Here is a 25,051-nt window from a genome sequence, read left to right on the forward strand (position 1 = left end):
ATGGGCGAGGGCGCAGCCGAGCAGGACGACAAGACGGGTAAGGCGCGAGGTCAGCGCGAAGGCCAGCGCCGCCTCGCGCAATGGGTCCGCGACTATAGCCGCCTGCCCGGCATCCCCGACGAGTTCCTGGGGCCCGACGGCGCCCCCCGCGCGGTCTGGAGCCGCTTCTTCGACGCCTTCGGCGCGCTCGCGCCGGACGAGATCGAACGGCGGTTCGGCATGGCCGACCGCCATTTGCGCGAGGCCGGCGTCACCTACCGTGCGCCCGGCGACAGCGCCGATCGGCCGTGGTCGATCAGCCATCTGCCGCTGCTGATCGACGAGGCCGACTGGAAGCAGCTGTCCGCCGGCATCACCCAGCGCGCCGAGCTGCTCGAGCTCGTGCTGCGCGACATCTATGGCGAGGGGCGGCTGGTCGCGGAAGGCGCGCTGCCGGCCGCCGCGATCGCCGGCAGTCCCGAATATCTCCGTCCCGTCTGTGGCGTGCCGCCGCCGGGCGGGCGCTATCTCTCGCTCTATGCCGCCGATGTCGGCCGCGGACCCGACGGGCGCTGGTGGGTGCTCGGCGACCGCACGCAGGCGCCCTCAGGCGCGGGCTATGCGCTGGAGAACCGCCTGGTGCTCTCGCGCGCCTTCTCCGATCTCTACAAGTCGATGAACGTGCCGCGCGTCGCGCCGTTCTTCGAGGCGTTTCGCGACAGCCTGCGTGCGCGCGCCGATCGCGACGAGCCGCGCATCGGCGTGCTCACGCCGGGCAGCTTCAGCGAGACCTATTTCGAGCACGCAACCCTGGCGCGCTATCTCGGCTTTCTGCTGGTCGAGGGCGACGATCTCGCCGTCAGCGACAACCGTATCCACATCCGCACCGTCGCCGGCCTCAAGCGGCTCGACGTGCTCTTGCGCCGGGTCGATTCCAACTCGCTCGATCCGCTCGAGCTCGATGCCTCCTCGCATCTCGGCGTGGCCGGCCTGATCGACGTGCTGCGCAAGGACGGCGTCGTCGTCGCCAACATGCCGGGCTCGGGCGTGCTGGAGGCGCGCGCGCTGCTCGGCTTCCTGCCGGCCCTGAGCCGCCGCCTGCTCGGGCAAGAGCTCAAGATGCCGCATATCGCGACCTGGTGGTGCGGCCAGCGCAACGCGCGCGACGAGGTGTTGTCACGGCTCGACGAGGTCGCGATCGAGGGCGCCTATCGCCGCGGCGTTCCCGGCTTCGACAGCAATGGCCCGGTGCTCGCGAGTGAGCTCGACGCCGCCGGGCGCCAGCGTCTCGTCGACGCCATCAGCGCGCGCGGCATGGACTATGTCGGCCAGGAGATGGTGCGGCTTTCGACCATGCCGGTGTGGGAGCAGGGCCAGCTCACGCCGCGTCCCTTCGTGCTGCGCGTGTTCGCGGCCGCGACGGCCGACGGCTGGGCTATCATGCCCGGCGGCTTCTGCCGGATCGCCGAGCAGGCGGACGCGCGCGCGGTGTCGATGGGCGACGGCGCGCGCGCCGCCGACGTCTGGGTGGTCTCGGACAAGAAGGTCTCGATCGCGACGCTGCTGCCCGCGACCGACAAGGTGCGGATCCGCCGCATCGCCGGCGTGCTGCCGAGCCGCGCCGCGGACAATCTGTTCTGGCTCGGCCGCTATCTCGAACGCGCCGAGGCAACGCTGCGGCTGGTGCGCGCGCTGGGTTCGCCGAGCGGGCCCAACAAGGGCACCGCTGCCTCGCTGCAATCGGCCGACCGCATCCAGCGCCTGCTGGTGGCGTGGGGCGCGATCTCGCAGGCCTCGCGCACGGCGCCGGGGCGCATCGTCGCCGAAGCACTGCAGAGCCCGGAGCGTTTCGGCTCGGCGCTGTCGCTGGTGCGCGCGGCGCAGCGCACGGCGACATCCTTGCGCGAGCGGCTGTCGCCCGACGCCTGGCAGGTCATCACCGAGATGGCCGATCGCCTCGCCTACGAGGTCGAGGACGACGACGACGTGCTGAGTGCGGCCGAACTGACCTTGCAGGAGCTTGCGAGCTTGGCGGGGCTGGCGCAGGAGAACATGAACCGCGCCGCCGGCTGGCGCTTCCTCGATATCGGCCGCCGCACCGAGCGCGCCATCAACACCACGCGCTTCGCGCGCCAGTTCGCCTATGACGAGGCCTGCGACGAGGACCTCGATATCCTGCTGACGCTGGTGGATTCCCAGATCACCTACCGCTCGCGCTATCTGCTGGCGCCGATCCTGGCGCCGGTGCGCGATCTCGCCGTGCTCGACAGCTACAATCCGCGTTCGGTCGCGTTCCAGGTGACGACGCTGAACGAGCACATCGCTTCGCTCCCGAGCCTGAAGGAGCACGGCCTGATCGAGCAGCCGCAGCGGCTCGCGGTGGCGGTGCAGTCCATGCTGGCCACCGCGGAAGCCGAGAAGCTCGAGGTCAAGACCCTGTTCTCGCTGGAGCAGGACCTGCTCAGCCTCGCCGAGGCGATCGGGCTGCACTACTTCCCGCACGGCCCCAATGCGAGCCGGCCGGAAAAGCTGACGGGGCTGGCGTGATCTACGACATCCGTCACGTCACGACTTACGAATACGAGAGTCCGGTCAGCTTTGCCCGCTGCACGCTGCGGCTGGAGCCGAAGAGCGGCGACGGTCAGGAGCTGATCTCGCACAGGGTCGAGATCCGGCCGCGCCCGTCCGAGCGCCACGTCCGCCGCGACTTCTTCGGCACGCTCACCGAGAGCGTCGTGATCGAAACCGCGCACCGAAACTTGCGCATCGACTCGCGCTCGCGCGTGTCCGTCTCGCGCAAATCGCCGGCGCGCGATGCCGTCAGCCCGCCCTGGGAAAGCATCCGCGACATCGCGTTTGAAGCAACGAGCCTCGGGCCGTCCTCGCCGGTCGGCTACGTCTTCGCGAGCCCGCTGGTGCCGGTGCTGCACCCCGTCAGCGCCTATGCGGCCACGAGCTTTGCGCCAGGCGCAGGGATCCTCGCCGGTGCGACCGATCTCATGCATCGCATCCGCACCGAATTCCGCTACGATCCGAAGGCGACGGTGATCTCGACGCCGCTTGGCGAGGTCTTCGACAAGCGCCACGGCGTTTGCCAGGACTTTGCCCATGTGATGATCGCAGGGCTACGCGGGCTCGGCCTTCCGGCTGCCTATGTCAGCGGCTATCTCCGTACCATTCCGCCGCCGGGCCAGCCGCGTTTGCAGGGCGCCGATGCCACCCATGCCTGGGTGTCGCTGTGGTGTGGGGCTGAGCTTGGCTGGGTCGATTTCGATCCGACCAATGATTTGCTGGTCGCCAACGATCACATCGTGCTCGCGGTCGGCCGCGACTTTTCCGACGTCTCGCCGGTCGACGGCATCATCGTCGGCTCGCCGAAGCAGAAGCTCGGCGTCGCCGTGGACGTGCTGCTGGTGGAATAAAAGCGGTCTTGACGGGCCCGGCCAGGCTGTGTCGCGCCCCGACTGCAACCGTGATGTCGCAGGGCACAACAGCAACATATTTCCGTAAATTCGTCCCGGCGTTTGGTCACTTGGCCCAAGATGGGCTATGCTGGCCGTTGCGTCGAAGACACGAAATGAGACGTCGGGAGCTGGCGTGGGACACCACCGACGAGCGGGGCTGCATCCATGATGACGTTACCGAGACTGGCGGCTGAATCCCTGGAGAAAGTGCTGGGCTCGTTCATGCGTCGCAGGTACGGCGAGTCTCCCGCGAACATCGTCGAGAGCGCGACGCGCACCGCGATGGAGTGCATTGGCAACAGCGACGCGCTCTACCACAATGTCGAGCACACGATGCTGGTGACCCTGGCGGGCCATTCCATCCTCAGCGGCCGATATCTCCACACCCACCTCGAGGCCGCGGATTACGTCCACATCCTGATCGCGTGCCTCGCCCACGACATCGGCTATGCCCGGGGCCTGTTCGAGGAGGATGACAATGACGGCTTCGTGATCGACGCGGCGGGCACCAAGGTTTCATTGCCGCGCGGCGCCTCGGATGCCAGCCTGATGATGTATCATGTCGACCGGTCGAAGCTCTATGTCATGCGGCGGCTGCAGCATATCCCGGGGCTGGACCCGGAACGCATCGCCAGCGCCATCGAGGGCACTCGCTTCCCGGCCCGCGAAGGCCAGGAGTACGACGACGAAGCCTCGATCCTGCGTGCCGCCGATTTCATCGGCCAGCTCGGCGATCCCAACTATCTGCGCAAGGCCAACGCGCTCTATTACGAATTCGAAGAGGTCGGCATCAATCGCCAGCTCGGCTACGACTCGCCCGCCGACATCGTGAACCGCTATCCACAATTCTACTGGAACAGCGTCGCACCGCACATTCAGACCGAGATCGGCTACCTCAACAAGACCGAGATCGGCCGGCAGTGGATCGCCAATCTCTACAGCAACGTGTTCCGCGCCGAACGCGAGATCTCGCTGTCTGGCCCGCAGAAATAGCCCCCGTAGCCCGCATGGAGCGAAGCGGAATGCGGGGACGCCTGTATCCGCGAATCCCGGATTGCGCTGCGCTCCATCCAGGCTACGGCCTCTCAACTCCGTGAGCAAATCATGCAACAAAAAACCATCGCCACGGATATCCTCGACATCGCCTATCTCGAATACGGCGCACCGGATGGCTGGCCCTGCATCATGGGCCACGGCTTTCCCTACGATGTGAACGCCTATGCCGAGACCGCGCCGCTGATCGCGGAAGCCGGCGCGCGGGTGCTTGTGCCCTGGCTGCGCGGCTACGGGCCGACGCGGTTCCGGTCCGCAGCGACGCTGCGCTCCGGTGAGCAGGCGGCGCTCGGCGCCGATCTGCTGGCTTTCATGGATGCGCTTCGCATCGAACGCGCGGTCGTCGGCGGTTACGATTGGGGCGGACGCGCGGCCTGCGTGGTCTCGGTGCTGCATCCCGAGCGCGTGATCGCCCTCGTCTCCGGCAATTCCTACAACATCCAGAACATCGCGCGTGCGATGGAGCCGGCTTCGCCACCGGAGGAGGCGGCGCTCTGGTATCAATATCTCTTCCACAACGAGCGCGGCCGCCGCGCGCTGGAGCGCAACCGGCGCGGCTTTGCGCGCCAGCTCTGGGCGATGTGGTCGCCGAAATGGGGCTTCGACGACGCGACGTTCGAAACGAGTGCGGTGGCGTTCGACAATCCTGATTTCGTCGATGTCGTGATCCACTCCTACCGTCATCGCTATGGGCTGGTCGAAGGCGATCCCGCCTATGCCGCGATCGAGGCCAAGCTCGCCGCGCAGCCGCCGGTCCGTGTCCCGACGATCGCGGTCGACGGCGACAGCGACGGCGTCAATCCCGGCACCGCCCATCATGCGCCCAAATTCGAAGGCGTGTTCGAACGGCGTGTCTTCGCTGGAGCCGGCCACAACCTGCCGCAGGAGCGGCCTGCCGAATGGGCGCGCGCTGTGCTCGACGTGCGGAAAGCAGCCTCGTAAAGCCCGGCTTTCCCGCCCCGCCGCCCGGTCGCCCGATTTTTCGCGACTTCGGGAACCTTTTCCGATTGCAGCCGTCCAAGCTGAGGGACCGCCAGATGTGCGCGGCCCATTGCAGGGAGGCTATTGATGAATTCACATGCGCGCAGGTTGGAGGGCGTCGCGGTGGCGCAGCTGCCGGGCGAACGGCCTGGCAGGGCCGAGGTCGAGCAGGCGGTCCGGACCATGATCCGCTGGGCGGGCGACGATCCCGCCCGCGACGGCCTGCACGACACGCCGGACCGGGTTGCGCGCGCCTTCGCAGAGTATTTTTCCGGCTATGCGCAGGATCCGACCGAAATCCTGCAAAAGACCTTTGAGGAGATCGAAGGCTATGACGAGATGATCGTCCTGCGCGGCGTTCGCTTCGAAAGCCATTGCGAGCACCACATGGCGCCGATCGTGGGCCGCGCCTGGGTCGCCTATATCCCGCAGGGCCGCGTCGTCGGCATCAGCAAGCTCGCGCGGGTGGTGGATATCTACGCAAAACGCCTCCAGATCCAGGAGAAGATGACCGCGCAGATCGCCAATACGATCAACGATGTGTTGAAGCCGGAAGGCGTCGGCGTCATCATCAAGGCGACGCATCATTGCATGACCACGCGTGGCGCGCACAAGCCTGGGACCGATCTCGTCACCAGCCGCATGCTGGGCGTGTTCCGTGACAACGCGTTGACGCGCCAGGAGCTGTTGGGGCTGGCCAATTCGGACGCGTGATCCGCGCGGGCCGAGCTGAAGGAGACGACACCATGACCGAGCACAAGACGCCGAGCGGGCCGGACCTCACCAGGGGCGTGTTGCTAACCGCGTTCGAGGACGGCAAGCTGCTCGGCCATGTCGGCGAGGAAGATGTGCTACTGGTAGCCGCAGATGGCGAGGTCTTCGCGATCGAGCCGTCCTGCAGCCACTATCACGGTCCGCTCGCCGAAGGGCTGGTCGTGGGCGACACGATCCGCTGCCCCTGGCATCACGCCTGCTTCTCCTTGCGCACGGGCGAAGCCACCCGCCCGCCGGCGCTGAACGCGCTGGCGGTCTGGGAGGTCACGCGCGACCAGGACAGGATCTCGGTTCAGCGCAAGCGCGAGATGCCGCAGCCTGCAGCGTCACATCGCAGCGCGCCGACGCCGGAAAAATTCGTCATCGTCGGCGGTGGTGCGGCCGGCTTTGCGGCCGCCGAGACGCTTCGGCGCGAGGGCTTTGCCGGCGCCATCACCATGCTGAGCGATGATGGCGCGATGCCGGTCGACCGGCCGAACCTCTCCAAGGATTACCTCGCCGGCAGTGCACCCGAGGATTGGCTGCCGCTGCGGGGCGAGGACTATTATCAGGACGCGGGCATCGATCTCAGGCTCAACACGAACGTCGCAGCGATCGATCCGAAGGCGCGCACCATCACGCTCGGCAATGGCGACAAGCTGCCGTTCGACCGGCTGCTGCTCGCGACCGGCGCCGAGCCGGTCAAATTGCAGATTCCGGGCGCGGACCAGCCACACGTGCACACCTTGCGCACCGTTGCCGACAGCCGCGCCATCATCAAGGCGGCGGGTAGCGCGAAGCGCGCGCTGGTGATCGGCGCCAGCTTCATTGGCCTCGAAGTCGCGGCCTCCTTGCGAGCGCGCAAGCTGGAGGTGCATGTGGTTGCCCCCGAGAAGCGGCCGATGCAGCGTGTGCTCGGCCCCGAGATGGGCGACTTCGTCCGCGCGCTGCATGAAGAGAACGGCGTCCACTTTCACCTCGAGGACACCGTGGAAAAACTCGAGGGCAAACGCGCCACGCTGAAGAGCGGCAGCGTGATCGAGGCCGATCTGGTCGTGGTCGGGATCGGCGTCAGGCCGCGCCTTGCGCTCGCCGAGCAGGCGGGGCTCGCCATCGATCGCGGCGTCAGCGTGAACGAATATCTCGAGACCAGCGCATCGGGCATCTTCGCGGCCGGCGACATCGCGCGCTGGCCCGATCCCCATTCGGGCCAGAACATCCGCGTCGAGCACTGGGTGGTGGCGGAGCGGCAGGGCCAGGCCGCGGCGCGCAACATGCTCGGCAGGCGCGAACGCTTCGACGCCGTGCCGTTCTTCTGGTCGCAGCACTATGACGTTCCGATCAACTATGTCGGCCATGCCGAGAGCTTCGACGACATCGCGACCGACGGCAGCATCGACGGCAGGGATTGCCTGCTGAAGTACCGCAAGGGCGGGCGCGTGCTGGCGGTTGCTTCGATCTATCGCGATCTCGATAGTCTCAAGGCCGAGCTCGACATGGAGCGCTCGCGCGCGTGAGGCGCCCCGTCCGCTCTTGACTTAAGTCAATGGGGGCTCCCGCGGGGGCTGCTCTACTGGCTGTTGTCCCAGCGCGGCTCGTGCTATCCTGAGATGTGCCTTGGGACTTCGCATGCAGGAGTAGCCGTCATGACAAGTGCTTCGGATACGTCTCCAAACTTGGGTCTTGGGTCCGGCATTGCTGCGCTGCACGCCAAGTGGGGCTGGATCGTCGCCCTCGGCGTCGTCTATCTCATCACCGGCTTCATCGCGCTCGGCAGCATGATGATGGCGACGGTGGCGAGCGTGCTCGTGGTTGGTGTGATGATGATCATCGCCGGGGTCACCGAGGTGATCGGCGCGTTCCAGATGAAGAGCTGGGGCAAGTTCCTGATCTGGGCCTTGCTCGGCGTGCTCTATATCGTCGCGGGCTTCCTGACCTTCGAGAACCCGTTGTTCGCCGCGGTGCTGCTTACCTTGTTCCTCGGCGCGTCGCTGCTGGCCTCGGGCGCCGTCAGGCTGTTTCTCGCCTTCAGCATGAAAAGGGAAAGCCCGTGGGTGTGGGTGGCACTGTCTGCGGTCATCACCCTGCTGCTCGGGCTCTTGATCCTGGCGCGCTGGCCGGTCAACAGCGTCTATATCCTCGGCCTGTTCCTCGGCATCGACCTGATCATGGCCGGCGCCGGCTGGGTCAGTCTGGGCTTTAGCCTGCGGCGGCGCCATTAAGGCTTGATCCGGAGAAGGACCGTGGTCGCCCAAGAGCGCGATGACGGTTCATCCAGATTTCATCGCGCGTCGGGCGACGCTGAGGGATTGTCATGCGCTGGTTTCATCTTGCCGTGATCGTGTTTTTCGCCGCAGCGACCATCGTCTTCGCCGTGCAGAATCTCGACACGGTCACGATCTCCTTCTTCAAGATGAATCTCAGTCTGCCGCTCGCGCTCCAAACCCTCGTTGTCTATCTCGTTGGAGCCGCGACCGGCGGCAGCCTGTTCGCCCTGCTGCGGCGTTCATACGCAGGTTCCAAACGAGACGTCGAATGAACCAGCAACTCGACGCAAGACCATCTTGCGGAACTCCGCTGATCTGACGTGCTGGCAAAAAGCAGCACGCCGCGCGGTCGCCTCGCGTGGACGATCATCACCGGGGAGAAACCATGAGAGCCGCTTTGGTCCTGGCCGCAGCGCTAGCTGCCGCCTGCCTGTCCACGCCCGTCTCCGCGCAAAAGTCCTACGGTCCCGGCGTCAGTGACACCGAGATCAAGATCGGCAACACCATGCCCTATAGCGGCCCCGCATCGCCGCTCGGCATCACCGGCAGGGTGATCTCCGCTTATTTCGATGAGGTGAACGAGAAGGGCGGCGTCAACGGCCGCAAGCTCAACCTGTTGTCGCTCGACGACGCCTTCTCGCCGCCGAAGACCATGGAAGCCGCGCGACGTTTGGTCGAGGGCGACGGCGTCGCCTTCATCTTCGCGACCATGGGCACGGCGCCGAGCTCGGCGATCGCAAAATACCTCAACAGCAACAAGGTGCCGCAGCTGTTCCTGATCAGCTCGGCCTCGAAGTGGAACGATCCCGCCAACATGCCGTGGTCGATGGCGCTGCCCTGGGCGCCGAACTACACCAGCGAGGCCGCGATCGACGTCGCTTACGCCCGCGCCAAGAACCCGAACGCGCGTTTCGCGGTGCTCTATCAGAACGATGACGCCGGCAAGGAATATTTTCGCGGTGTCAAGGAAGCGCTTGGTGCCGACGCCGACAAGGCGCTCGCGATGGCCTCGAGCTTCGAGGTCACCGATCCCACCGTCGATTCCCAGGTGCTGACGCTGGCCAACACCAAGGCTGATGTCTTCATGATCTATTCGGTGACGCCGCGCGCCTGCGCGCAGGCGATCCGCAAGGCCCATGAGGTCGGCTGGCAGCCGACGCGCTTCCTCGCCTCCGGCTGCGCCAACAAGGCGACCGTCATGGTCCCTGCGGGCCTCGATGCCGGCAAGGGCGTGCTGTCGCTCGGCTCGCTCAAGCCGTTTGTCGAGCAGCCGAAGGACGACCCGTCGATGACGGCCTATATCGACTTCATGAAGAAGCGCCTGCCCAATGCCGACATCAACAATGTCGCCGGCCTCTACGGCTACACCGTCGCCGAGGCACTGGTCGTCCTGCTCAAGCAGTGCAAGGACAATCTGACGCGCGAGAACATCATGGCGCAGGCGGCGAACCTCAAGAACGTGCCGCTGTCGCTCTTGATGCCCGGCATCACCCTCAACACCACACCGCAGGATTTCCGCCCGATCAAGGACGGCTATATGCTCCAGTTCGACGGCAACGACTGGATCGTGGCGAGCGAGCTCTTGCGCGGGACGTGAGGGGGCGTTCTCTCCGCGAACTCGGAATCGTAGGGTGGGCAAAGGCGCACTTGCGCCGTGCCCACCACCGATCCAACACCGAAACAGAAACGTGGGCACGCTTCCGCCTTCGCTCTTCGAGCTACGGCGGACAAGTCGCTTTGCCCACCCTACGACACCGCTAGCAAAGCGGCCACACAGACGGTGCACCCTCTCCCCTTGTGGGAGAGGGTGGATGCGCGAAGCGCAGCCGGGTGAGGGGTGTCTCTCCTCACGACTGCTTGTGCGAGTGGATACAACCCCTCATCCGGCGCTTCGCGCCACCTTCTCCCACAAGGGGAGAAGGGAAGAGCTAAGCGCAGCGAACAGGAGACCACCATGGACTTTCAACACTCCGCCCGTTCGCTGGAGCTGCAGGAACGCGTTCGCCAGTTCATGCTTGCGCATGTCGAGCCGGTCGAGGAGCTCTATTACGAGCAGGTCAAGCCGGAGGCCGCGCGCTACAAGACGCCGCAGGTCCTCCAGGACCTGAAGCGGCTGGCACGCGAGCAGGGGCTCTGGAACCTGTTCCTGTCAGGCGAGCACGGCCAAGACCCTGACAACACTGGCCTCACCAATCTCGAATATGCGCCGGTGAAGGAGATCATGGGCCGCATCCTCTGGGCGCCTGAAATCTTCAACTGCTCGGCCCCTGATGTCGGCAACATGGAGGTGCTGGCGAACTACGGCACGCCGGCGCAGCAGGAGCGCTGGCTGAAGCCGCTGCTGGAGGGGCGCATCCGCTCCGGCTTCTCGATGACGGAGCCGCAGGTCGCCTCCAGCGACGCCACCAACATCCAGTGCGAGATCAAGCGCGACGGCGGCGACTACGTCATCAACGGCCGCAAATGGTTCACGTCAGGCGCGATGAATGAGGATTGCGAGATCCTGATCGTGATGGGCAAGACCGCGCCCGACGATCCCGACCGCCATCGCCAGCAATCCATGATCCTGGTGCCCAAGGCGACGCCCGGCGTGCGCATCGTCCGCGACATGCTGACCTACGGCTACGACGACGCGCCGGTCGGCCATCCCGAGATCGTCTACGAGAATGTCCGTGTGCCGGCCGAGAACATCCTGCTCGGCGAGGGCCGCGGCTTCGAGATCGCGCAAGGCCGGCTCGGCCCCGGCCGCATCCATCACTGCATGCGCTTGATCGGCTGCGCCCAGCGTGCGCTGGAATTGATGTGCCAGCGCTCGGTGTCGCGCACAGCCTTCGGCAAGCCGCTCGCAGACCAGGGTTCGGTGCGCGAGGACATTGCGCACTCCTTCTGCGAGATCGCGCAGGCGCGGCTCCTCACGCTGCAGGCCGCCGACAAGATGGACCGCGAAGGCAACAAGGCCGCGCGCGACCTGATCGCCGCCGCCAAGATCGTGGTGCCCAGCATGGCCGCTCGCGTCATCGACCGCGCCATCCAGATCCACGGCGCCGCCGGCGTCTCGCAGGACACCTTCCTCGCCCGCGCCTACGTCTATGCCCGCTTCATCCGCATTGGCGACGGCCCCGACCAGGTGCACCTTGCCGCGGTCGGCAAGGAGCTGATCAAGCGCGGCGGAGTGATGGGGTAGGGCCTGACCCTCTCCAGGAGCGCGTGCACCTTGATGTGGGATGAACGCTCATAGCGGCGCGCAGGATGCCGCGCGCAACCCCGGCGTCTCGCCATTCGACCTGACATTTAACCATGAAACGGCACTGTTTCAGGTCGTTACCGTATTGTTTCAGATCATTGTAGCACAATAGTAACGACTCTCGATTGAAAGTGGCGCTGAGTACGCGCAGCGGCAGGTTCGCGCACGGGTGAGAGAGAACAGACCGCTTCCGTTCGAGGAGAGGGCCTTTGCCGGCGTCAAAAGAGGCGGTCACGCCCCTGGCCATGTCAGGAAGCACGTTTAGCATGAGCTACCGCTGGATCATCGTGTCGGCGATCCTGCTGATGGCCTTGCTCGTTCAAATGCCTGTCGTTCTCAACGCGGATTTGAGCTGCCTGCTGACCGAAGGCGAGAAAGTTCTCGATGGCGGAAAGCTCGGCGTCGACGTCTTCGAACTGAATCCGCCGCTGTCGGTCTATTTGTACATGCCGGCGTTGCAGCTTGCGCGCATCACCGGCATTGCCCCCGAGATCATCGTGATCATCCTGGTGATGATCGAGATCGTTGCCGCACTCGTCATCATCGATCGTGCCGCTGCGGCGGCAAAGCTGGAAGCCGACGAGAGGAGCATTACGGCGTGCGTGCTAGCATTCCTGTTCGCAATTTTTCCCAGCGCCGTATTCGGACAGCGTGAACACATCGCCGTCATTGCGATGACGCCTTTCGTCGCCATCGCTGCGATCCGCTGGCGCGGGCTTGCGCCCGGACCGGTTGCGATCCTGGCGGGACTGGGTGCCGGGTTGGGCATGAGCCTGAAGCCCTACCTTACCCTCGTGGTCGGCCTGCCGATCATCCTCTGCGTCCTCCGTCAACGCTCCATCAAACCCTTGTTCACACCCGAAGCGTGTGCGGCCGCTGCTGTCGTGATCGGCTATGGAGCGGTGCTCGCCATCTTCTTTCCGGCTTATCTGTTGACCTTTGCCCCGATGGTTACTGCCGCTTATGTGCCATTGAGGATGGATTTCGGCGATCTGCTTTTTTTCCCGGCCGTTATGCTGGTCGCTTCCGTCGGCCTCGTGCGCCTGTTGGCGCCGCAGGACTTCAAATGGGAAGGCGGCGCAACGCCGTGGCTGGCCGCAGCGGTTGGCGGAGCGGCGAGTTTCATCATCCAGGGTAAGGGCTGGACCTACACGGCATTTGCGCTTTGCATGTTTGCGAGTGCCGCGCCATTGCTGCAGGCTCGCACGAAGACGTTGCGCCTGCCTGTCATGATCTGCGCCCTTGCTGCGATTGTGTGCATCGGCTCCCGTTTGTCCCTTCAGGTGCGGCCGTTCCCGCCACTGGAGGGGCGTATCCTGGCCCTTGCAAAGCATCCGCGGCTGATCACGATCGGCGATCACGTCGCTCTCGGGCATCCGCTCGTCCGTCAGATCAATGCGACCTGGGCGGGCAACACGTGTGGGCAGGCGTTGGCGGCCGGCTCAATGCTCCAACAGAAGAGCTCGCAACTGCCTGAGGGTGAGCGAGCGAAACTGGACGGCATCATCAATTTCGAGCGGCGGCTGCTGTTGGCGGACCTGCGGGCCGGTCGGCCGAATGTGATTCTCGTGGATACCTATCTGCTGAGCTCAATGCCGTTCGATTGGCTGGCCTGGGCCAATTCGGATCCCGACCTCAAGGCGGAGTTGAGCCGTTATCGTGAAGTCGCGGATGCCGACGGCCGCGTTCGCATCTTGGTCGATCCATCCGGCTCGGAATGATAGTCCCGTCTCGCTCGATGTGAGCTGTCGATGGCAGTGCTTGCCGGGCTGCAGTGGCTAATAGCCGCTTTCGTTTGCTTGGCCGCTTATTCGTGGTGGCCGACGTCACGTCCCTAAGGGGCCGGTCCAACGCAATTCGGGTGTGCAATGGCGAGACTCATCACGCTTGCTGGTTTGCCGGGGGTCGGCAAGTCAAGCATTGCCCGGGTTCTGGCGCGGCGTACCGGAGCCGCCTGGCTGCGGATCGATTCGATGGATCAAGCGATCTGGGCATCCGGTACTGCACCGGCTGATCTGCTGGACTGGACCTATCGCGCCGCTCAGGCCGTCGCGACAGACAACCTCGCCCTCGGCCTGGACGTGATTGCCGACTGCGTCAATGATTGCGAGGAGGCGCGGGAAGGCTGGCAAATCGCTGCGCGAAAGGCTGGCGCCGAGATCGCCTGGATCGAGGTGGCGTGCAGCGATGCAGACGAGCACCGACGCAGGATTGAGACGAGATCGACCGACATTGCCGGGCTGTCGTTGCCCGGCTGGAATGCGGTCGCCGGCCGAGCGTACGCTCCGTGGGAGCGCGATCATTTTACGGTCGACACAGCACGGCGCAGTCTCGAGCAGTGCGTGGAAGAAGCGCTCGGCCTGCTTGACCGTCGGTAGCCGCTTCTGGCGCCTCCTTCCGCAAACACAAGTCTACTGAAGCTGACCCAGCTCATCCATGGCGCCTGACGCCGCCACGATGACATCATGCCAGTGTTTTGCCCGACGAGTCAAAGCGATTTCGTAAAATCAGTAGTCATCCGAGCGCGAAGCCAAGCCATTGATATCGCTGGCCCCGGCTACTGTGCATGGGGTTGTTTTTCAGTTTTGGTTCTGGCAGGCCTGCCGCCGGCCTCATGGCGCCGCGGTGCGCCGGATCATTTCGCCTTCATCATCCCGCTTTGGCGATACGGCTGTCGGCCGCTCCCGAACGCAGGTTCTGGAAGAACTTTTCCACCTCGCGCGACAGCGTGTCCGCCGTCTCCGTGAGGCTGCTCGCCGCCGTCAGCACGGAGGCTGCCGCCGTGTCCGTCTCGCCGATGGCGTCGCGCAGCGAGGTGATGTTGGCGACCAGGGTCTCGTTGCCCTGCGCGGCCGATTGGGCGTTGGACGAGATCTCGCGCGTGGCGGTGTCCTGCTGGCCGATGGCGCCGGCGATTGCCGAGGTGACGTCGCTGATCTCGCGCACGGCGCCGCCGATCTCGCGCACGGCATCGACCGCGTTGCGGGTGGACGCCTGGATCATCGAGACGTTCTCGCCGATCTCGGCGGTCGCCTTGGCGGTCTGACCCGCCAGCGCCTTCACTTCGTGCGCAACGACGGCAAAGCCGCGGCCGGCGTCACCGGCGCGCGCGGCTTCGATGGTGGCGTTGAGCGCGAGCAGATTGGTCTGCTCGGCGATGGCCTGGATCAGGTTGAGCACGCCGTCGATGCGCTGGGTGGCGGCCGCGAGGCTTTCGATCTCGGAGATCGACTTCTCGGTGCGCTGACCGGTCTGCTCGACCGCGCTTGCGGACTGCCGGACCTGGCGGCCGATCTCCACCACCGACGCCGACAGCTCCTCGGCTGCGCCTGCCACCGCGGTGACGTTGTGCGAGGCCTGCTCGGTGGCGTTCGCCGCGGTGCCGGCGCGGCTGTTGGCATCCGCTGTGACGCGGGTGATCGTCTGCGCGGTCTCGCGCATGACAGAGGCGTTGTCGCTGAGGCCGCGCATGATCGCGCCGATCGCCTCGCGAAACGCGTCGACGGATTGCTCGATGTGGCGGGCGCGCTGCTCGCGCGCGGCGGAGTCCTGCGAGACCTGCGAGGCGAGATTGCGGTTGCGGCCCATCGCGTCCTGGAAGATCTGGATGGCGCGTGCCAGCGCGCCGATCTCGTCGGCGCGGTCAGAGTGCGGTACCACGACATTCTCGGCGCCGTCCGCGACCTGCTCGATGGTCGCGGTGATGGCGGAGAGGGGACGGGCGATCGAGCGGGCGATGATGACGATGCCGATCACGACGAGGGCCAGCGCGACGCCGCCGAGGCAGGTCAGCACGAAGGAGAGGGTGCGATTGGTCTCGGTCTCTTGCGCGATCTGTCTGGCGCGTTCGGCATAGACCTTGTACAGTGCCTCGAGATCCTTGTTCAGCGCCGAGCGCACGGCGCGATTGGCGTCGTTGTCGCCCCATTCGCGGCCCGCGGCCGCATTGATCTCGACGCCGCGGCGCACCAGCTCCTTGCGGAACTCGACGAACTGCTCGATGCGCTTCTTGAACGTGGCGAACTGCTCGGCATCGTCGGCTTTGACGATGGTCTCCCAGCGCTTCACGACGTCGAGGATCTGGGCGTTGAACTTGAGCAGGCCTTCGCCGTATTTCTTCACGACGGCCGGTTCGGTCGACATGTAGACGCCGCGCGATTCCATCACGACCGCGTAGACCAGCGAGTTGACTCGCTCGACATTGAGCGCGGCGGCGTTCGCCGTCTCGATCGCGCTCGTCAACTCGGCGCTGCGGCGGCTGTTGTAGTCGGACAGCGTCGCGATCGCCGCCGTGAGCAGCGCGAACAGCGCGAAGATCGCGTAGAGCTTGGTCGCAAGCGTGAAACGGCCTGCCACCCCCGTGGCATTCCCAGATCGGTCGGTTGTCATGCTTTTCAGAGGCCCCAATGGCCGGCAGTGGCCGGAGAGCGCGGTCGTATAAAATTGATGCAAAACTATGCAGAATGAAGATGGACGCCGTCTTAACGCCGTGGCCCGGCCCCTTCGTCCTTAGTCGAAAGAAAGGTAAGATATTTCAGTGTCTTGATCTGGGTATAGTTTGGGATCGCGCTGATGTCGGCCACTGGCCGATGAACCCCGGAGGGGCCTTTGGTCTACCGCCACACCATCGACGCCACGACCTACACGTTCCCGGACCTGCGCGACCTGCTCGCCAAGGCGACGCCGCCGCGCTCCGGCGACCGGCTGGCCGGAATTGCCGCGGCAAGTGCCGCGCAGATGATCGCGGCGCGGATGGCGCTCGCCGACGTCCCGCTCGGGCAGTTCTTGCAGGAAGCTGTCATCCCGTACGAAGCCGACGAGGTCACCCGCCTCGTCATCGACAGCCACGATGCCAGAGCATTCGCGCCGGTGGCTTCGCTGACGGTCGGCGCCTTTCGCGACTGGCTGCTGTCGGACGCGGCGACATCCGAGGTTTTGCGCAGGCTGGCAGGCGGCATCACCCCGGAAATGGCGGCCGCGGTCTCAAAGCTGATGCGCAACCAGGACCTGATCCTGGCGGCGCGGAAATGCGAGGTCACCACCGCCTTTCGCAACACCATTGGCCTGAAGGGGCGGATGAGCACGCGGCTTCAGCCCAACCATCCCTTCGACGACGCCAGGGGCATCACCGCCTCGATCCTCGACGGCATCCTGTTAGGGGCCGGCGATGCCTGCATCGGCATCAATCCGGCGAGCGACGATCCCGCTGTCATTGCGCAATTGCTGCGGCTGCTGGACGAGATCATCGCGCGGCTGAAGATCCCGACGCAAGCTTGCGTGCTGACCCATGTCACGACGACGCTGTCGCTGATCGGGCAGGGCGTGCCGGTCGACCTCGTCTTCCAGTCGGTCGCCGGCACCGAGGCCGCCAATCGCAGCTTTGGCGTCGATCTCGCGCTCCTGAAGGAGGCGCAGCAGGCCGGCCTCTCGCAGAAGCGCGGCACGGTCGGCGAGAACGTGATGTATTTCGAGACCGGCCAGGGCTCGGCGCTGTCGGCGGGCGCCCATCACGGCGTCGACCAGCAGACCTGCGAGGCGCGGGCCTATGCGGTCGCCCGCGCCTTTGCGCCATTGCTGGTCAACAGCGTGGTCGGCTTCATCGGCCCGGAATATCTCTACGACGGCAAGGAAATCATCCGTGCCGGGCTGGAGGATCATTTTTGTGGCAAGCTGCTCGGCCTGCCGCTCGGGATCGACATCTGCTACACCAACCACGCCGAGGCGGACCAGGACGACATGGACAATCTGCTGACGCTGCTGGCGGCCGCCGGTGTCACCTTCATTATGGGTGTCCCCGGGGCCGACGACGTCATGCTGAACTACCAGTCGACGTCTTTTCACGACGCGCTCTATGTCCGCGACGTCTTCGGCCTGCGCCGCGCGCCGGAATTCGACGACTGGCTGGTGCAGTCGGGGATCGCGGGCGCCGATTTCCGTCTTGCCGGCGACGCAGGCCTGCTGCCCGATTTTGCCTCACGGCTGATCGCGTGACGCGGCGGGAGCGCCCGGCGGCTTGAGGAAACCATTGGTCCCTCTCGGAATTATGGTCCTGCCACAATATTGAGAAATTCCGGCGACAGCATTACGCTATGTGTCTGGCTGGCAATTTCCGCAGCTATGTCGACCGTGGCGGGGGAGCTTTGATGCGAGCTGAAAGTAACGGTACGGCCCGGCGGATTCTGTGCGTGTTTCCCCGGTACACCTCGTCGTTCGGGACGTTCGAGCATTCCTATCCATTGACCGACGGCGTCTGCGCCTTCATGCCCCCGCAGGGGCTCTTGCTGCTCGCGGCCTATCTGCCCGAGGAGTGGGAGGTCAAATTCGTCGACGAGAATCTCCGTCGCGCGACCAACGAAGAGTTCGCGTGGGCGGAGGCGGTCTTCGTCAGTGGCATGCACATCCAGCGCCAGCAGATGAACGACATCTGCCGCCGCGCCCATGAGTTCGATCTCCCGGTCGCGCTCGGCGGTCCTTCCGTCAGCGCCTGCCCGGACTATTATCCGTCCTTCGACTATCTCCATGTCGGCGAACTCGGCGACGCCACCAATCGGCTGATCGAGATTTTGGCGCGCGACACGTCGCGTCCCGGGGAGCAGGTGGTGCTCACCACCAAGGACCGCGTGCCGATGACGGAGTTTCCGATCCCGGCCTACGAACTCGCCGACGTGAAGAAATACTTCCTCGGCAGCATCCAATATTCCAGCGGCTGCCCCTATCAGTGCGAGTTCTGCGACATCCCCGGCCTCTACGGCCGCAATCCGCGCCTCAAGTCGCCCGAGCAGATCATCGCCGAGCTCGACCGCCTGCGCGAATGCGGGATGACCGACACGGTCTATTTCGTCGACGACAATTTCATCGGCAACCGCAAGGCGGCGATGGACCTGCTGCCGCATCTGATCGAATGGCAGAAGCGGACCGGCTATGTGGTGCGGCTCGCCTGCGAGGCGACGCTCAACATCGCCAAGCGGCCCGAGATCCTCGAAAAGATGCGCGAGGCCTATTTCATCACCATCTTCTGCGGCATCGAGACGCCCGATCCCGACGCGCTGAAGGCGATGCACAAGGACCACAACATGATGGTCCCGATCCTCGAGGGCGTGCAAACGATCAACTCCTACGGCATGGAGATCGTGTCCGGCATCATCATGGGGCTCGACACCGACAAGCCGAACACCTCGGAGGCGCTGCTGGCCTTCGTCGAGGAGTCCCGGATTCCGCTGCTCACGATCAACCTGCTCCAGGCGCTGCCGAAGACGCCGCTGTGGGACCGTCTGGAGCGCGAGGGACGCCTGATCGAGGATGACGGTCGCGATTCCAACGTCGACTTCCTGTTGCCCTATGATGAGGTCGTCGCATCCTGGAAGCACGCCATGGGCGTCGCCTACGAGCCCGAGAAGGTCTACGCGCGCTTCCAGTATCAATGCGACAACGTCTATGTGCACCGCCTGAAGATGCCGACGCCGGACGAGATGAAGACCTGGCCCAACATCCGGCGCGGTCTCGTGATGCTGCGCAACATCTTCTGGAAGGTCGGTGTGCTCGGCGACTACAGGCGCGTGTTCTGGAAGTTTGCGCTCGGGCGCATCAAGCGCGGCGACCTCGAAGGGCTGATCGGCTGCACCTTGATCGCGCACCATCTGATTACGTTTGCGCGCGCGGCGTCCAGCGGCAGGCAAAACGCCTCGAACTATTCGATCCGCCTGCGCGAGGCCTCCGTTCCCGCCGAATGACGCGACATGTCTGATCCGGCCGTCCCGCGCCGCCCGACCCTCGATCTGCGGTCGCTGACGCCTGCGCGCGTCGCGCTCGGCCGCAGCGGCGCGAGCGTGCCGACAAGGGCCTTGCTGGATTTCACGCTGGACCATGCCCGCGCCCGCGATGCCGTGCATGCAGTCTTCGACGCGCCGCGTCTGGTCGCAGATCTCCGCGCGCTTGGCCTTATCGTCACCGAGGCGCGGAGCCAGGCGGTCGACCGCAGGGATTATTTGCGGCGGCCGGATCTGGGACGACAGCTCGATGCCGGTTCAGCGGAGCTTTTGGCGCGAAGTGCCTCGGAGCCGTGCCAGCTCGCCATCGTGATCGGCGACGGCCTGTCGTCGGCCGCGGTCCACGCCCATGCGGTGGCGCTGGTGTCTCACCTGCTGCCGCTGCTTGCGGAAGGGAACGACGTCGCGATTGGACATTTCGTTGTCGCCTCAGGCGCGCGCGTCGCGCTCGGCGACGAGATCGGCGCCATTCTCGGTGCGCGCATGGTGGTGACGCTGATCGGCGAGCGGCCGGGCCTGTCCGCGCCCGACAGCCTCGGCGCCTATCTGACCTTCGCACCGAAGCCGGGCCGCACCGATGCCGAGCGCAATTGCGTCTCGAACGTCCACAAGGCCGGGTTGAGCCATGACGAGGCCGCCTTCAAAATCGCCTGGCTTGTTCGCGAGGGGCTGGCGCGGGAGGCCACCGGCGTGGCGCTGAAAGACGAGAGCGGCGATCCTCCCGCTCGAATCGGGACGATCCGGCCGGAATGACCGGTATCAAGGGTCGAAATCGCCGCATGTTGATCCAATTTGTGCGCTTGCGCGCGCTTGCGAGAGGGCGTTTGGACCTGCTAAACCCCTCGCGGCGATTTTCCGCGCATTTTCAAAGGGCAAGCCTCCCATCTGTATGGCATTTTCAAGCCGTTCGCGGGACGCAATAAGCTCACAGACCCGAGCCGATTAGGAACTGGACAAGGCATGCTCGAAAAGCACCGCGAGAATGAGGTTCATGTCGACAAGGTCGAGCAGGGACCGACGTCCTCGATCGCCTTCGGGCTCGAGCGCATCGGGCTGATCGCCGTCCGGGCGCCGATCGTCTCCTGCATCGTTCTGCTCGCCCTGATCGTCGGTGCCGTGTTCGGCATTCACCGGATCAAGATCGACGATTCGCTGTCCCAGCTGTTCCGGTCCAACACGCCGGAATTCCGCCAGTATGAAGCGGTGACAAAGAAGTTCCCGGCTGAGGAATTCGACGTCCTCGTCGTGGTCGAAGGCAAGACCCTCCTGGCGCGGAATAACCTCGAGAAGCTGCGCGACTTCGTCACCGACATGCAGCTGGTCGAAGGCACGCGCGGCCTGGTCTCGCTGTTCTCGGCGCGGCAGGCGCCGGCGCCGGGCAGGCTGCCGGCGGCGCTGTTCCCGCCCGAACTGCCCGAGGGCGCGGCCTATGACAAGTTCGTCGAGACCGTCAAGAACAACGAGATCATCCGCGGCAAGCTGTTGTCGGACGACGGCACGCTGGCGCTGATCGTGCTCTCGCTCGATCCGGAGGTGGTCGCCTCCAGCAAGCTGACCAAGACCGTCGGCGACATCCGTGCGCTGATGAAGGAAGACCTCGGCAATACCGGCCTCAACGTGCAGCTCTCCGGCGTGCCGGTGATGCAGCTTGAGATCCGCAACGCGGTCGAGCGTGACGGGCTGACCTACAACATCCTCGGCATCCTCGCCGGCTGCGTTATCGCCATCATCTTCTTCCGCAAGATCTCGTTCATGGTCGCGGCGGCGTTCCCGCCGATGATTGCGATCCTGCTGGCGCTCGGTGCGCTCGGCTGGGCCAATTTCAATCTCAACATGTTCCTGAACGTGATGACGCCGCTCATCATGGTGATCAGCTTCTCGGACTCGATGCAGTTGACGTTCGCCGCGCGCGACCGGCTGATCGCGGGCCAGGACAAGTTCACCGCGTTCAAGAACGCCGTGCTGGTGGTGGGCCCGGCCTGCGTGCTGACGCACGGCACCGCCGGCATTTCCTTCATCGCGCTCCAGTTCTCCGACTCCGACCTGATCCGCAAGTTCGGCGAGGCGGGCCTCGCCGCCACCATCATCGCGCTGGTCGCGGTGCTGTCGCTGGTGCCGGTGTTCGGCGTGCTGCTGGTGCGCAATGAGAAAGTCTTTGCTTCCAAGTTCCAGAGCGCGGATGCCGGCGTGCAGGCGCTGCGCAATTTCTGCTACTGGATCGCGGTCCGCATGGTGGGCCGTCCCGGCCTGTTCAGCCTGATTGCAGTGTTGTTCGTCGCGGGCCTCGGCGTCATCTACGCCAATCTGGAACCGCGCTACCGGCTCGCGGATCAGGTGCCGGACAAGCGCCAGGCCGTCGCCGCCAGCGACCGGCTCGATGCCAAGCTCACCGGTGCCAATCCGGTCAACGTGCTGGTCCAGTTCCCCAAGGGTGAGACGCTCTACTCGCCGGAGACGCTCCAGACCATCGCGGACGTGCATGCGACCGTCGAGAAGGCGGCCGGTGTCGGCAACGTCTGGTCGCTCGAGACCCTGCGCCGCTGGCTCGCAGACAAGGCCGGCAGCGCCGACGTCGCGACGCTGAAGGAATATGTCAACGTCATCCCCGAGCATCTGGTCCGGCGCTTCATCGACGCCGAGCAGGACGCCGTCGTGGTCGCAGGCCGCGTGCCGGACAAGGATTCCAGCCAGCTGCTACCGATCGTCGACAAGCTCGATTCCGAACTTGACGCCGTCCGCAAGAAGCATCCGGGCTACGAGATCGCGGTAACGGGTCTTGCCGCGATTGCCGCGCGCAACTCGGCCGGCATGATCGAGAAGCTCAACCGCGGGCTCACTGTCGAATTCGCGCTCGTCGCGATCTTCATCGGCCTTGCCTTCCGCTCCTGGGTCGTGATGTTCGCCTGTATCCTGCCGGGCATCTTCCCGGTGGTGATGTCGGGAACGGTGCTGTGGGCGATGGGCGAGGGGCTGCAATTTGCCAGTGTCGTGGCGCTGACCGTTTCGTTCGGCCTGGGCTTGAGCGCGACGATCCACTTCCTCAATCGCCTCAGGCTGGAGAGCAAGCCGGGCGTCGGTTCGGCGCTCGCGGTGGAGCGCGCGACGGTGCTGGTCGGCCCGGCGTTGATCCTGACCACGCTGGTGCTGGCCTGCGGTCTCGTCGTCACCGTGTTCTCCGACCTGCCGTCGCTGCGGCTGTTCGGTTGGCTCAGCGCCTTCTCGATGGTGATGGCCCTCGTCGCCGACCTCTTCATCCTGCGGCCGACGGCGATGTGGCTGATCAACCTGCACGCCAAGCTTCAGGGCCCTGACAAGCCGGCGATCTGAGCGGGCGGCATACGCCGCCCTTTGCTCACGCCTCGACCCGGACGATCCCGTACGGATTGAACTTGAAATCGTCCTCGGCGTAGTCCTGCTCCCGCGAGAGCGTAAGCTTGCGATCGCGTAGCGTCGCTTCGATGCCACTCTCGGCCATCGCGTTGGCAAGCTCCTCCATGAGCATCACCGCCGACCATTCGTTGCCGCGCGATTTCGCGACATAGATCTCCGGCAAGCCGACGAGGTGATAGCCGACGGTCTCGTAATAGCGATCGCCGCCGAGCGGACGCTTGGCGAAAGCAAGACGACACGCCTTGGCGACGGCGAGGGTCATGCCAAGGCCCTGACTGGTCTTTGCGCCCTTGCGGGCCTGATCGCCGAGACTGCGCCACCGCTCGAGGCCGTGGGCAATGCCGGCGCTTTCGCCCTTCACGGCGGTGGCACCGGCTTCGATCATCTCCTCGACGATGCGCAAGGCCGCGGCCGAAAAGGCGACTGCCTTCTGCTGCTCCAGCGGCGGGCTCAGCAAATAGAGCACCGCTTTGTGGCTGGCCACGGTCGCTTCGTCCGCGGCAGACCAGGCTTTCGGGAAGACGCGGTCCCAGCACACGCCGAACGACCGCTCCATGTGCGGATCGGGTTTGGCTTGCGAATAGGTGCGGTCGATCTCGAAGTTGAAATCCGCGATTGTCTTGGCCACCGCCTTCGACGGGTGCAGCAGGCTCTCGTCCTTGCCGAGGAAGCAGAGCACGTGACGCGGTTTTACCGACGAAGGCTGCATGCTCGTACCCTGCTGGTCATTGGCGAAGGCGCGGCTGGTTACGAAGAGCCCGGCGGCCTTGAGCAGATGTCTGCGAATTGGGTCCATGTCCGCAACAATGTCAGCAAAAAGCCCCCGGCTCGCGAGAACCGGGGGCGTGTTCCTTATCCGCTGGGAAGGGCGTCAGCCCTTCGTCATCGTGATGTTGACGCCGCGGATCTCGCCCTTCGAGCTGATCTGCACCGTCTGCTTGGTGCCGTTGGTGCGCAGCGACAGGTTGGCGGCGAAGCCGTTGGCTTCGACGAACACCTCGATCTGGCCGCCGCCGGCGGTGCCCTGGAGATTGCCGAAGATGTTGCGGTTGGTCTCGCTCCAGTTGCCGGAGATTCGCTCGCCCTGGCTCGTCACGTCGCTGGTGAGGTCGAACTTGTAGCTGTCGGACGCGCAGTGAAGGGCCTGCTTGAGGCTGAGACCGGTGCCGGCGACCTTGTAGTCGGCCTTGCAGCGGATGCGCTCGGTGCTGCCATCGGACAGCGACACCGTGCCGGTGCCGCTCCACGCACCGTCGAAACCTGCAAACGGTCCGGACGACTGAGCATGGCTTGCCGAGACTGAGAAGAGCAGCGCAGCCCCGATGCCGGCCGCCTTGATTGCCTGTCCAGATCGCCCAAAGAATTGCATTTTGAATATCCCGTTTTCGAGCGACGTTCGCTTAGGATGAACGTCTCGCCACATCGAAAGTTTAGTGTTCCGAGGCTGTGTCTGGTTCAAAGTCTGACAGCCGGGGACGGCGGTTCACGACGCCCTCGCGCCAGGTCAGGCTGCGCGATTCTCTCTGTTTCGGTGTGTTTCTGGCGGGAAAAGCAGGGCGGAGAGATGCAGCTCTGCAACAGGTACGCATCAAAACGCGGTGTGCCAGAATTATGACGTAGTATCAAACTCTTACATCTGCCAATGAAGAGCGAGGGAAGACCTAATTTGGTGGCTGTGGCGCCAATTTGGCCGCATTTGCCAGTGCTTGTGCCTTCTCCGAGGCCGCACGTTCCGCGGCGACTTGCCATCAGAACAATCCATTCCGGTCGTCCGCCCTGTGCTGTCCGGGATTGGTGCGATTCTGCCGTCAGAATGAAGGAATACAATGCGTAAGCTTCTCGTCGCTCTCACCCTGCTGTCGGCATCCCTTTCGACGGCGGCATTCGCCCAGGCAGGACGCGGCACGGACGCGGAACAGAAGGCCTGCACGCGCGATGTGCAGAAGTTCTGCCGTCCGGTCATCGACCAGGGCGATTTCACCATCCTGGCCTGCCTCAAGGAGAACCGGGCCAAGATCTCGCAGGCCTGCGACCAGGTCCTGAAGACCCACAACCAGTAAGCTCGGCCACTGGCCTACCAAGGGCGGCCCCGGGGCCGCCTTTTCGGGCCGGATCCGGAAGGGCAGCCATCGAGAGACAGGATTGGTTTTGCGG

At 65.0% G+C, this 25,051-nt stretch carries 20 protein-coding genes; 17 read left to right on the forward strand and 3 right to left on the reverse strand.

From position 1 onward, the window contains the following. From AB7535_RS05655 to AB7535_RS05710, 12 genes are all read left to right on the forward strand, one after another. A complete protein-coding gene (locus AB7535_RS05655; protein ID WP_135214867.1) occupies positions 1–2,526 on the forward strand; it encodes a circularly permuted type 2 ATP-grasp protein in 2,526 nt (841 codons plus the stop codon). Further along, positions 2,523–3,401, forward strand: coding sequence for a transglutaminase family protein (locus AB7535_RS05660; RefSeq protein ID WP_085403900.1), 879 nt, complete (start codon positions 2,523–2,525; stop codon positions 3,399–3,401). Before AB7535_RS05655 ends, AB7535_RS05660 begins: the two co-directional genes overlap by 4 nt. Positions 3,402–3,608: 207 nt before the next feature. Then, on the forward strand, positions 3,609–4,436 hold the full coding sequence (locus AB7535_RS05665) for a metal-dependent phosphohydrolase (protein WP_085403899.1): 828 nt from the start codon (positions 3,609–3,611) through the stop codon (positions 4,434–4,436). Between the two features lie 111 nt (positions 4,437–4,547). Next, on the forward strand, positions 4,548–5,438 hold the full coding sequence (locus AB7535_RS05670; RefSeq protein WP_085403898.1) for an alpha/beta fold hydrolase: 891 nt from the start codon (positions 4,548–4,550) through the stop codon (positions 5,436–5,438). 126 nt (positions 5,439–5,564) lie between these two features. Next, positions 5,565–6,191 (forward strand): GTP cyclohydrolase I FolE, encoded by a 627-nt coding sequence (gene folE / locus AB7535_RS05675; protein WP_071915711.1) that lies wholly within the window; start codon positions 5,565–5,567, stop codon positions 6,189–6,191. 32 nt (positions 6,192–6,223) lie between these two features. Continuing rightward, the gene (locus tag AB7535_RS05680) at positions 6,224–7,747 is read left to right on the forward strand and encodes an FAD-dependent oxidoreductase (RefSeq protein WP_085403897.1); all 1,524 of its coding nucleotides are present in this window, start codon (positions 6,224–6,226) and stop codon (positions 7,745–7,747) included. Between the two features lie 129 nt (positions 7,748–7,876). Then, complete coding sequence (locus AB7535_RS05685; protein WP_014496836.1) at positions 7,877–8,452, forward strand: HdeD family acid-resistance protein; 576 nt, start codon at positions 7,877–7,879, stop codon at positions 8,450–8,452. 92 nt (positions 8,453–8,544) lie between these two features. Beyond that, positions 8,545–8,769, forward strand: a complete 225-nt coding sequence (locus AB7535_RS05690; protein ID WP_014496835.1) for a hypothetical protein — start codon at positions 8,545–8,547, stop codon at positions 8,767–8,769. A 113-nt stretch (positions 8,770–8,882) separates the two neighbouring features. After that, entirely contained in the window at positions 8,883–10,094 is a 1,212-nt protein-coding gene (locus AB7535_RS05695; RefSeq protein WP_041955751.1) for an ABC transporter substrate-binding protein, read from the forward strand. 357 nt (positions 10,095–10,451) lie between these two features. Further along, positions 10,452–11,681 carry an acyl-CoA dehydrogenase family protein gene (locus tag AB7535_RS05700; protein ID WP_085403896.1) on the forward strand — a complete coding sequence of 410 codons (1,230 nt, stop codon included), beginning with the start codon at positions 10,452–10,454 and terminating at the stop codon, positions 11,679–11,681. Positions 11,682–12,007: 326 nt separating this feature from the next. Next, positions 12,008–13,462 carry a hypothetical protein gene (locus AB7535_RS05705; protein ID WP_085403895.1) on the forward strand — a complete coding sequence of 485 codons (1,455 nt, stop codon included), beginning with the start codon at positions 12,008–12,010 and terminating at the stop codon, positions 13,460–13,462. Positions 13,463–13,609: 147 nt separating this feature from the next. After that, positions 13,610–14,119 carry an AAA family ATPase gene (locus AB7535_RS05710; protein ID WP_085403894.1) on the forward strand — a complete coding sequence of 170 codons (510 nt, stop codon included), beginning with the start codon at positions 13,610–13,612 and terminating at the stop codon, positions 14,117–14,119. 271 nt (positions 14,120–14,390) lie between these two features. Here AB7535_RS05710 and AB7535_RS05715 read toward each other — a convergent pair whose 3' ends face one another. Beyond that, positions 14,391–16,130 (reverse strand): methyl-accepting chemotaxis protein, encoded by a 1,740-nt coding sequence (locus AB7535_RS05715; protein ID WP_085403893.1) that lies wholly within the window; start codon positions 16,128–16,130, stop codon positions 14,391–14,393. Between the two features lie 219 nt (positions 16,131–16,349). Between AB7535_RS05715 and AB7535_RS05720 the strand changes: the two genes are divergently transcribed. The 4 genes from AB7535_RS05720 (at position 16,350) to AB7535_RS05735 (ending at position 22,834) form a co-directional block, all read left to right on the forward strand. After that, positions 16,350–17,732: an ethanolamine ammonia-lyase subunit EutB gene (locus AB7535_RS05720; RefSeq protein WP_085403892.1), complete on the forward strand. Its 1,383-nt coding sequence runs from the start codon at positions 16,350–16,352 to the stop codon at positions 17,730–17,732. A 152-nt stretch (positions 17,733–17,884) separates the two neighbouring features. Next, the gene (locus AB7535_RS05725; RefSeq protein ID WP_439037239.1) at positions 17,885–19,471 is read left to right on the forward strand and encodes a B12-binding domain-containing radical SAM protein; all 1,587 of its coding nucleotides are present in this window, start codon (positions 17,885–17,887) and stop codon (positions 19,469–19,471) included. A gap of 6 nt (positions 19,472–19,477) precedes the next feature. Then, positions 19,478–20,260, forward strand: a complete 783-nt coding sequence (gene eutC / locus AB7535_RS05730) for an ethanolamine ammonia-lyase subunit EutC (RefSeq protein ID WP_085403890.1) — start codon at positions 19,478–19,480, stop codon at positions 20,258–20,260. Positions 20,261–20,467: 207 nt separating this feature from the next. Then, the gene (locus AB7535_RS05735; protein WP_071915703.1) at positions 20,468–22,834 is read left to right on the forward strand and encodes an efflux RND transporter permease subunit; all 2,367 of its coding nucleotides are present in this window, start codon (positions 20,468–20,470) and stop codon (positions 22,832–22,834) included. Positions 22,835–22,859: 25 nt separating this feature from the next. Here AB7535_RS05735 and AB7535_RS05740 read toward each other — a convergent pair whose 3' ends face one another. Both AB7535_RS05740 and AB7535_RS05745 read right to left on the reverse strand, forming a co-directional pair. Then, positions 22,860–23,693 carry a hypothetical protein gene (locus tag AB7535_RS05740; RefSeq protein ID WP_085403889.1) on the reverse strand — a complete coding sequence of 278 codons (834 nt, stop codon included), beginning with the start codon at positions 23,691–23,693 and terminating at the stop codon, positions 22,860–22,862. A gap of 75 nt (positions 23,694–23,768) precedes the next feature. Then, positions 23,769–24,266 carry a hypothetical protein gene (locus tag AB7535_RS05745; protein WP_028146949.1) on the reverse strand — a complete coding sequence of 166 codons (498 nt, stop codon included), beginning with the start codon at positions 24,264–24,266 and terminating at the stop codon, positions 23,769–23,771. 457 nt (positions 24,267–24,723) lie between these two features. Here AB7535_RS05745 and AB7535_RS05750 point away from each other — a divergent pair, with 457 nt between their 5' ends. Next, a complete protein-coding gene (locus AB7535_RS05750) occupies positions 24,724–24,957 on the forward strand; it encodes a hypothetical protein (protein ID WP_028143219.1) in 234 nt (77 codons plus the stop codon). Positions 24,958–25,051: the final 94 nt, after the last annotated feature.

Origin of the sequence: Bradyrhizobium sp. 956_D2_N1_4, assembly GCF_052076025.1 — a bacterium.
Lineage (GTDB): Bacteria > Pseudomonadota > Alphaproteobacteria > Rhizobiales > Xanthobacteraceae > Bradyrhizobium > Bradyrhizobium barranii.

Excerpts from the sequence above, each read along its gene's own strand:
- AB7535_RS05655 (WP_135214867.1), top strand. The coding sequence starts at position 1 with ATGGGCGAGGGCGCAGCCGAGCAGGACGACAAGACGGGTAAGGCGCGA.
- AB7535_RS05665 (WP_085403899.1), top strand. The coding sequence starts at position 3,609 with ATGATGACGTTACCGAGACTGGCGGCTGAATCCCTGGAGAAAGTGCTG.
- AB7535_RS05670 (WP_085403898.1), top strand. The coding sequence starts at position 4,548 with ATGCAACAAAAAACCATCGCCACGGATATCCTCGACATCGCCTATCTC.
- folE (WP_071915711.1), top strand. The coding sequence starts at position 5,565 with ATGAATTCACATGCGCGCAGGTTGGAGGGCGTCGCGGTGGCGCAGCTG.
- AB7535_RS05680 (WP_085403897.1), top strand. The coding sequence starts at position 6,224 with ATGACCGAGCACAAGACGCCGAGCGGGCCGGACCTCACCAGGGGCGTG.
- AB7535_RS05685 (WP_014496836.1), top strand. The coding sequence starts at position 7,877 with ATGACAAGTGCTTCGGATACGTCTCCAAACTTGGGTCTTGGGTCCGGC.
- AB7535_RS05690 (WP_014496835.1), top strand. The coding sequence starts at position 8,545 with ATGCGCTGGTTTCATCTTGCCGTGATCGTGTTTTTCGCCGCAGCGACC.
- AB7535_RS05695 (WP_041955751.1), top strand. The coding sequence starts at position 8,883 with ATGAGAGCCGCTTTGGTCCTGGCCGCAGCGCTAGCTGCCGCCTGCCTG.
- AB7535_RS05700 (WP_085403896.1), top strand. The coding sequence starts at position 10,452 with ATGGACTTTCAACACTCCGCCCGTTCGCTGGAGCTGCAGGAACGCGTT.
- AB7535_RS05705 (WP_085403895.1), top strand. The coding sequence starts at position 12,008 with ATGAGCTACCGCTGGATCATCGTGTCGGCGATCCTGCTGATGGCCTTG.
- AB7535_RS05710 (WP_085403894.1), top strand. The coding sequence starts at position 13,610 with ATGGCGAGACTCATCACGCTTGCTGGTTTGCCGGGGGTCGGCAAGTCA.
- AB7535_RS05715 (WP_085403893.1), bottom strand. The coding sequence starts at position 16,130 with ATGACAACCGACCGATCTGGGAATGCCACGGGGGTGGCAGGCCGTTTC.
- AB7535_RS05725 (WP_439037239.1), top strand. The coding sequence starts at position 17,885 with ATGCGAGCTGAAAGTAACGGTACGGCCCGGCGGATTCTGTGCGTGTTT.
- eutC (WP_085403890.1), top strand. The coding sequence starts at position 19,478 with ATGTCTGATCCGGCCGTCCCGCGCCGCCCGACCCTCGATCTGCGGTCG.
- AB7535_RS05735 (WP_071915703.1), top strand. The coding sequence starts at position 20,468 with ATGCTCGAAAAGCACCGCGAGAATGAGGTTCATGTCGACAAGGTCGAG.
- AB7535_RS05740 (WP_085403889.1), bottom strand. The coding sequence starts at position 23,693 with ATGGACCCAATTCGCAGACATCTGCTCAAGGCCGCCGGGCTCTTCGTA.
- AB7535_RS05745 (WP_028146949.1), bottom strand. The coding sequence starts at position 24,266 with ATGCAATTCTTTGGGCGATCTGGACAGGCAATCAAGGCGGCCGGCATC.
- AB7535_RS05750 (WP_028143219.1), top strand. The coding sequence starts at position 24,724 with ATGCGTAAGCTTCTCGTCGCTCTCACCCTGCTGTCGGCATCCCTTTCG.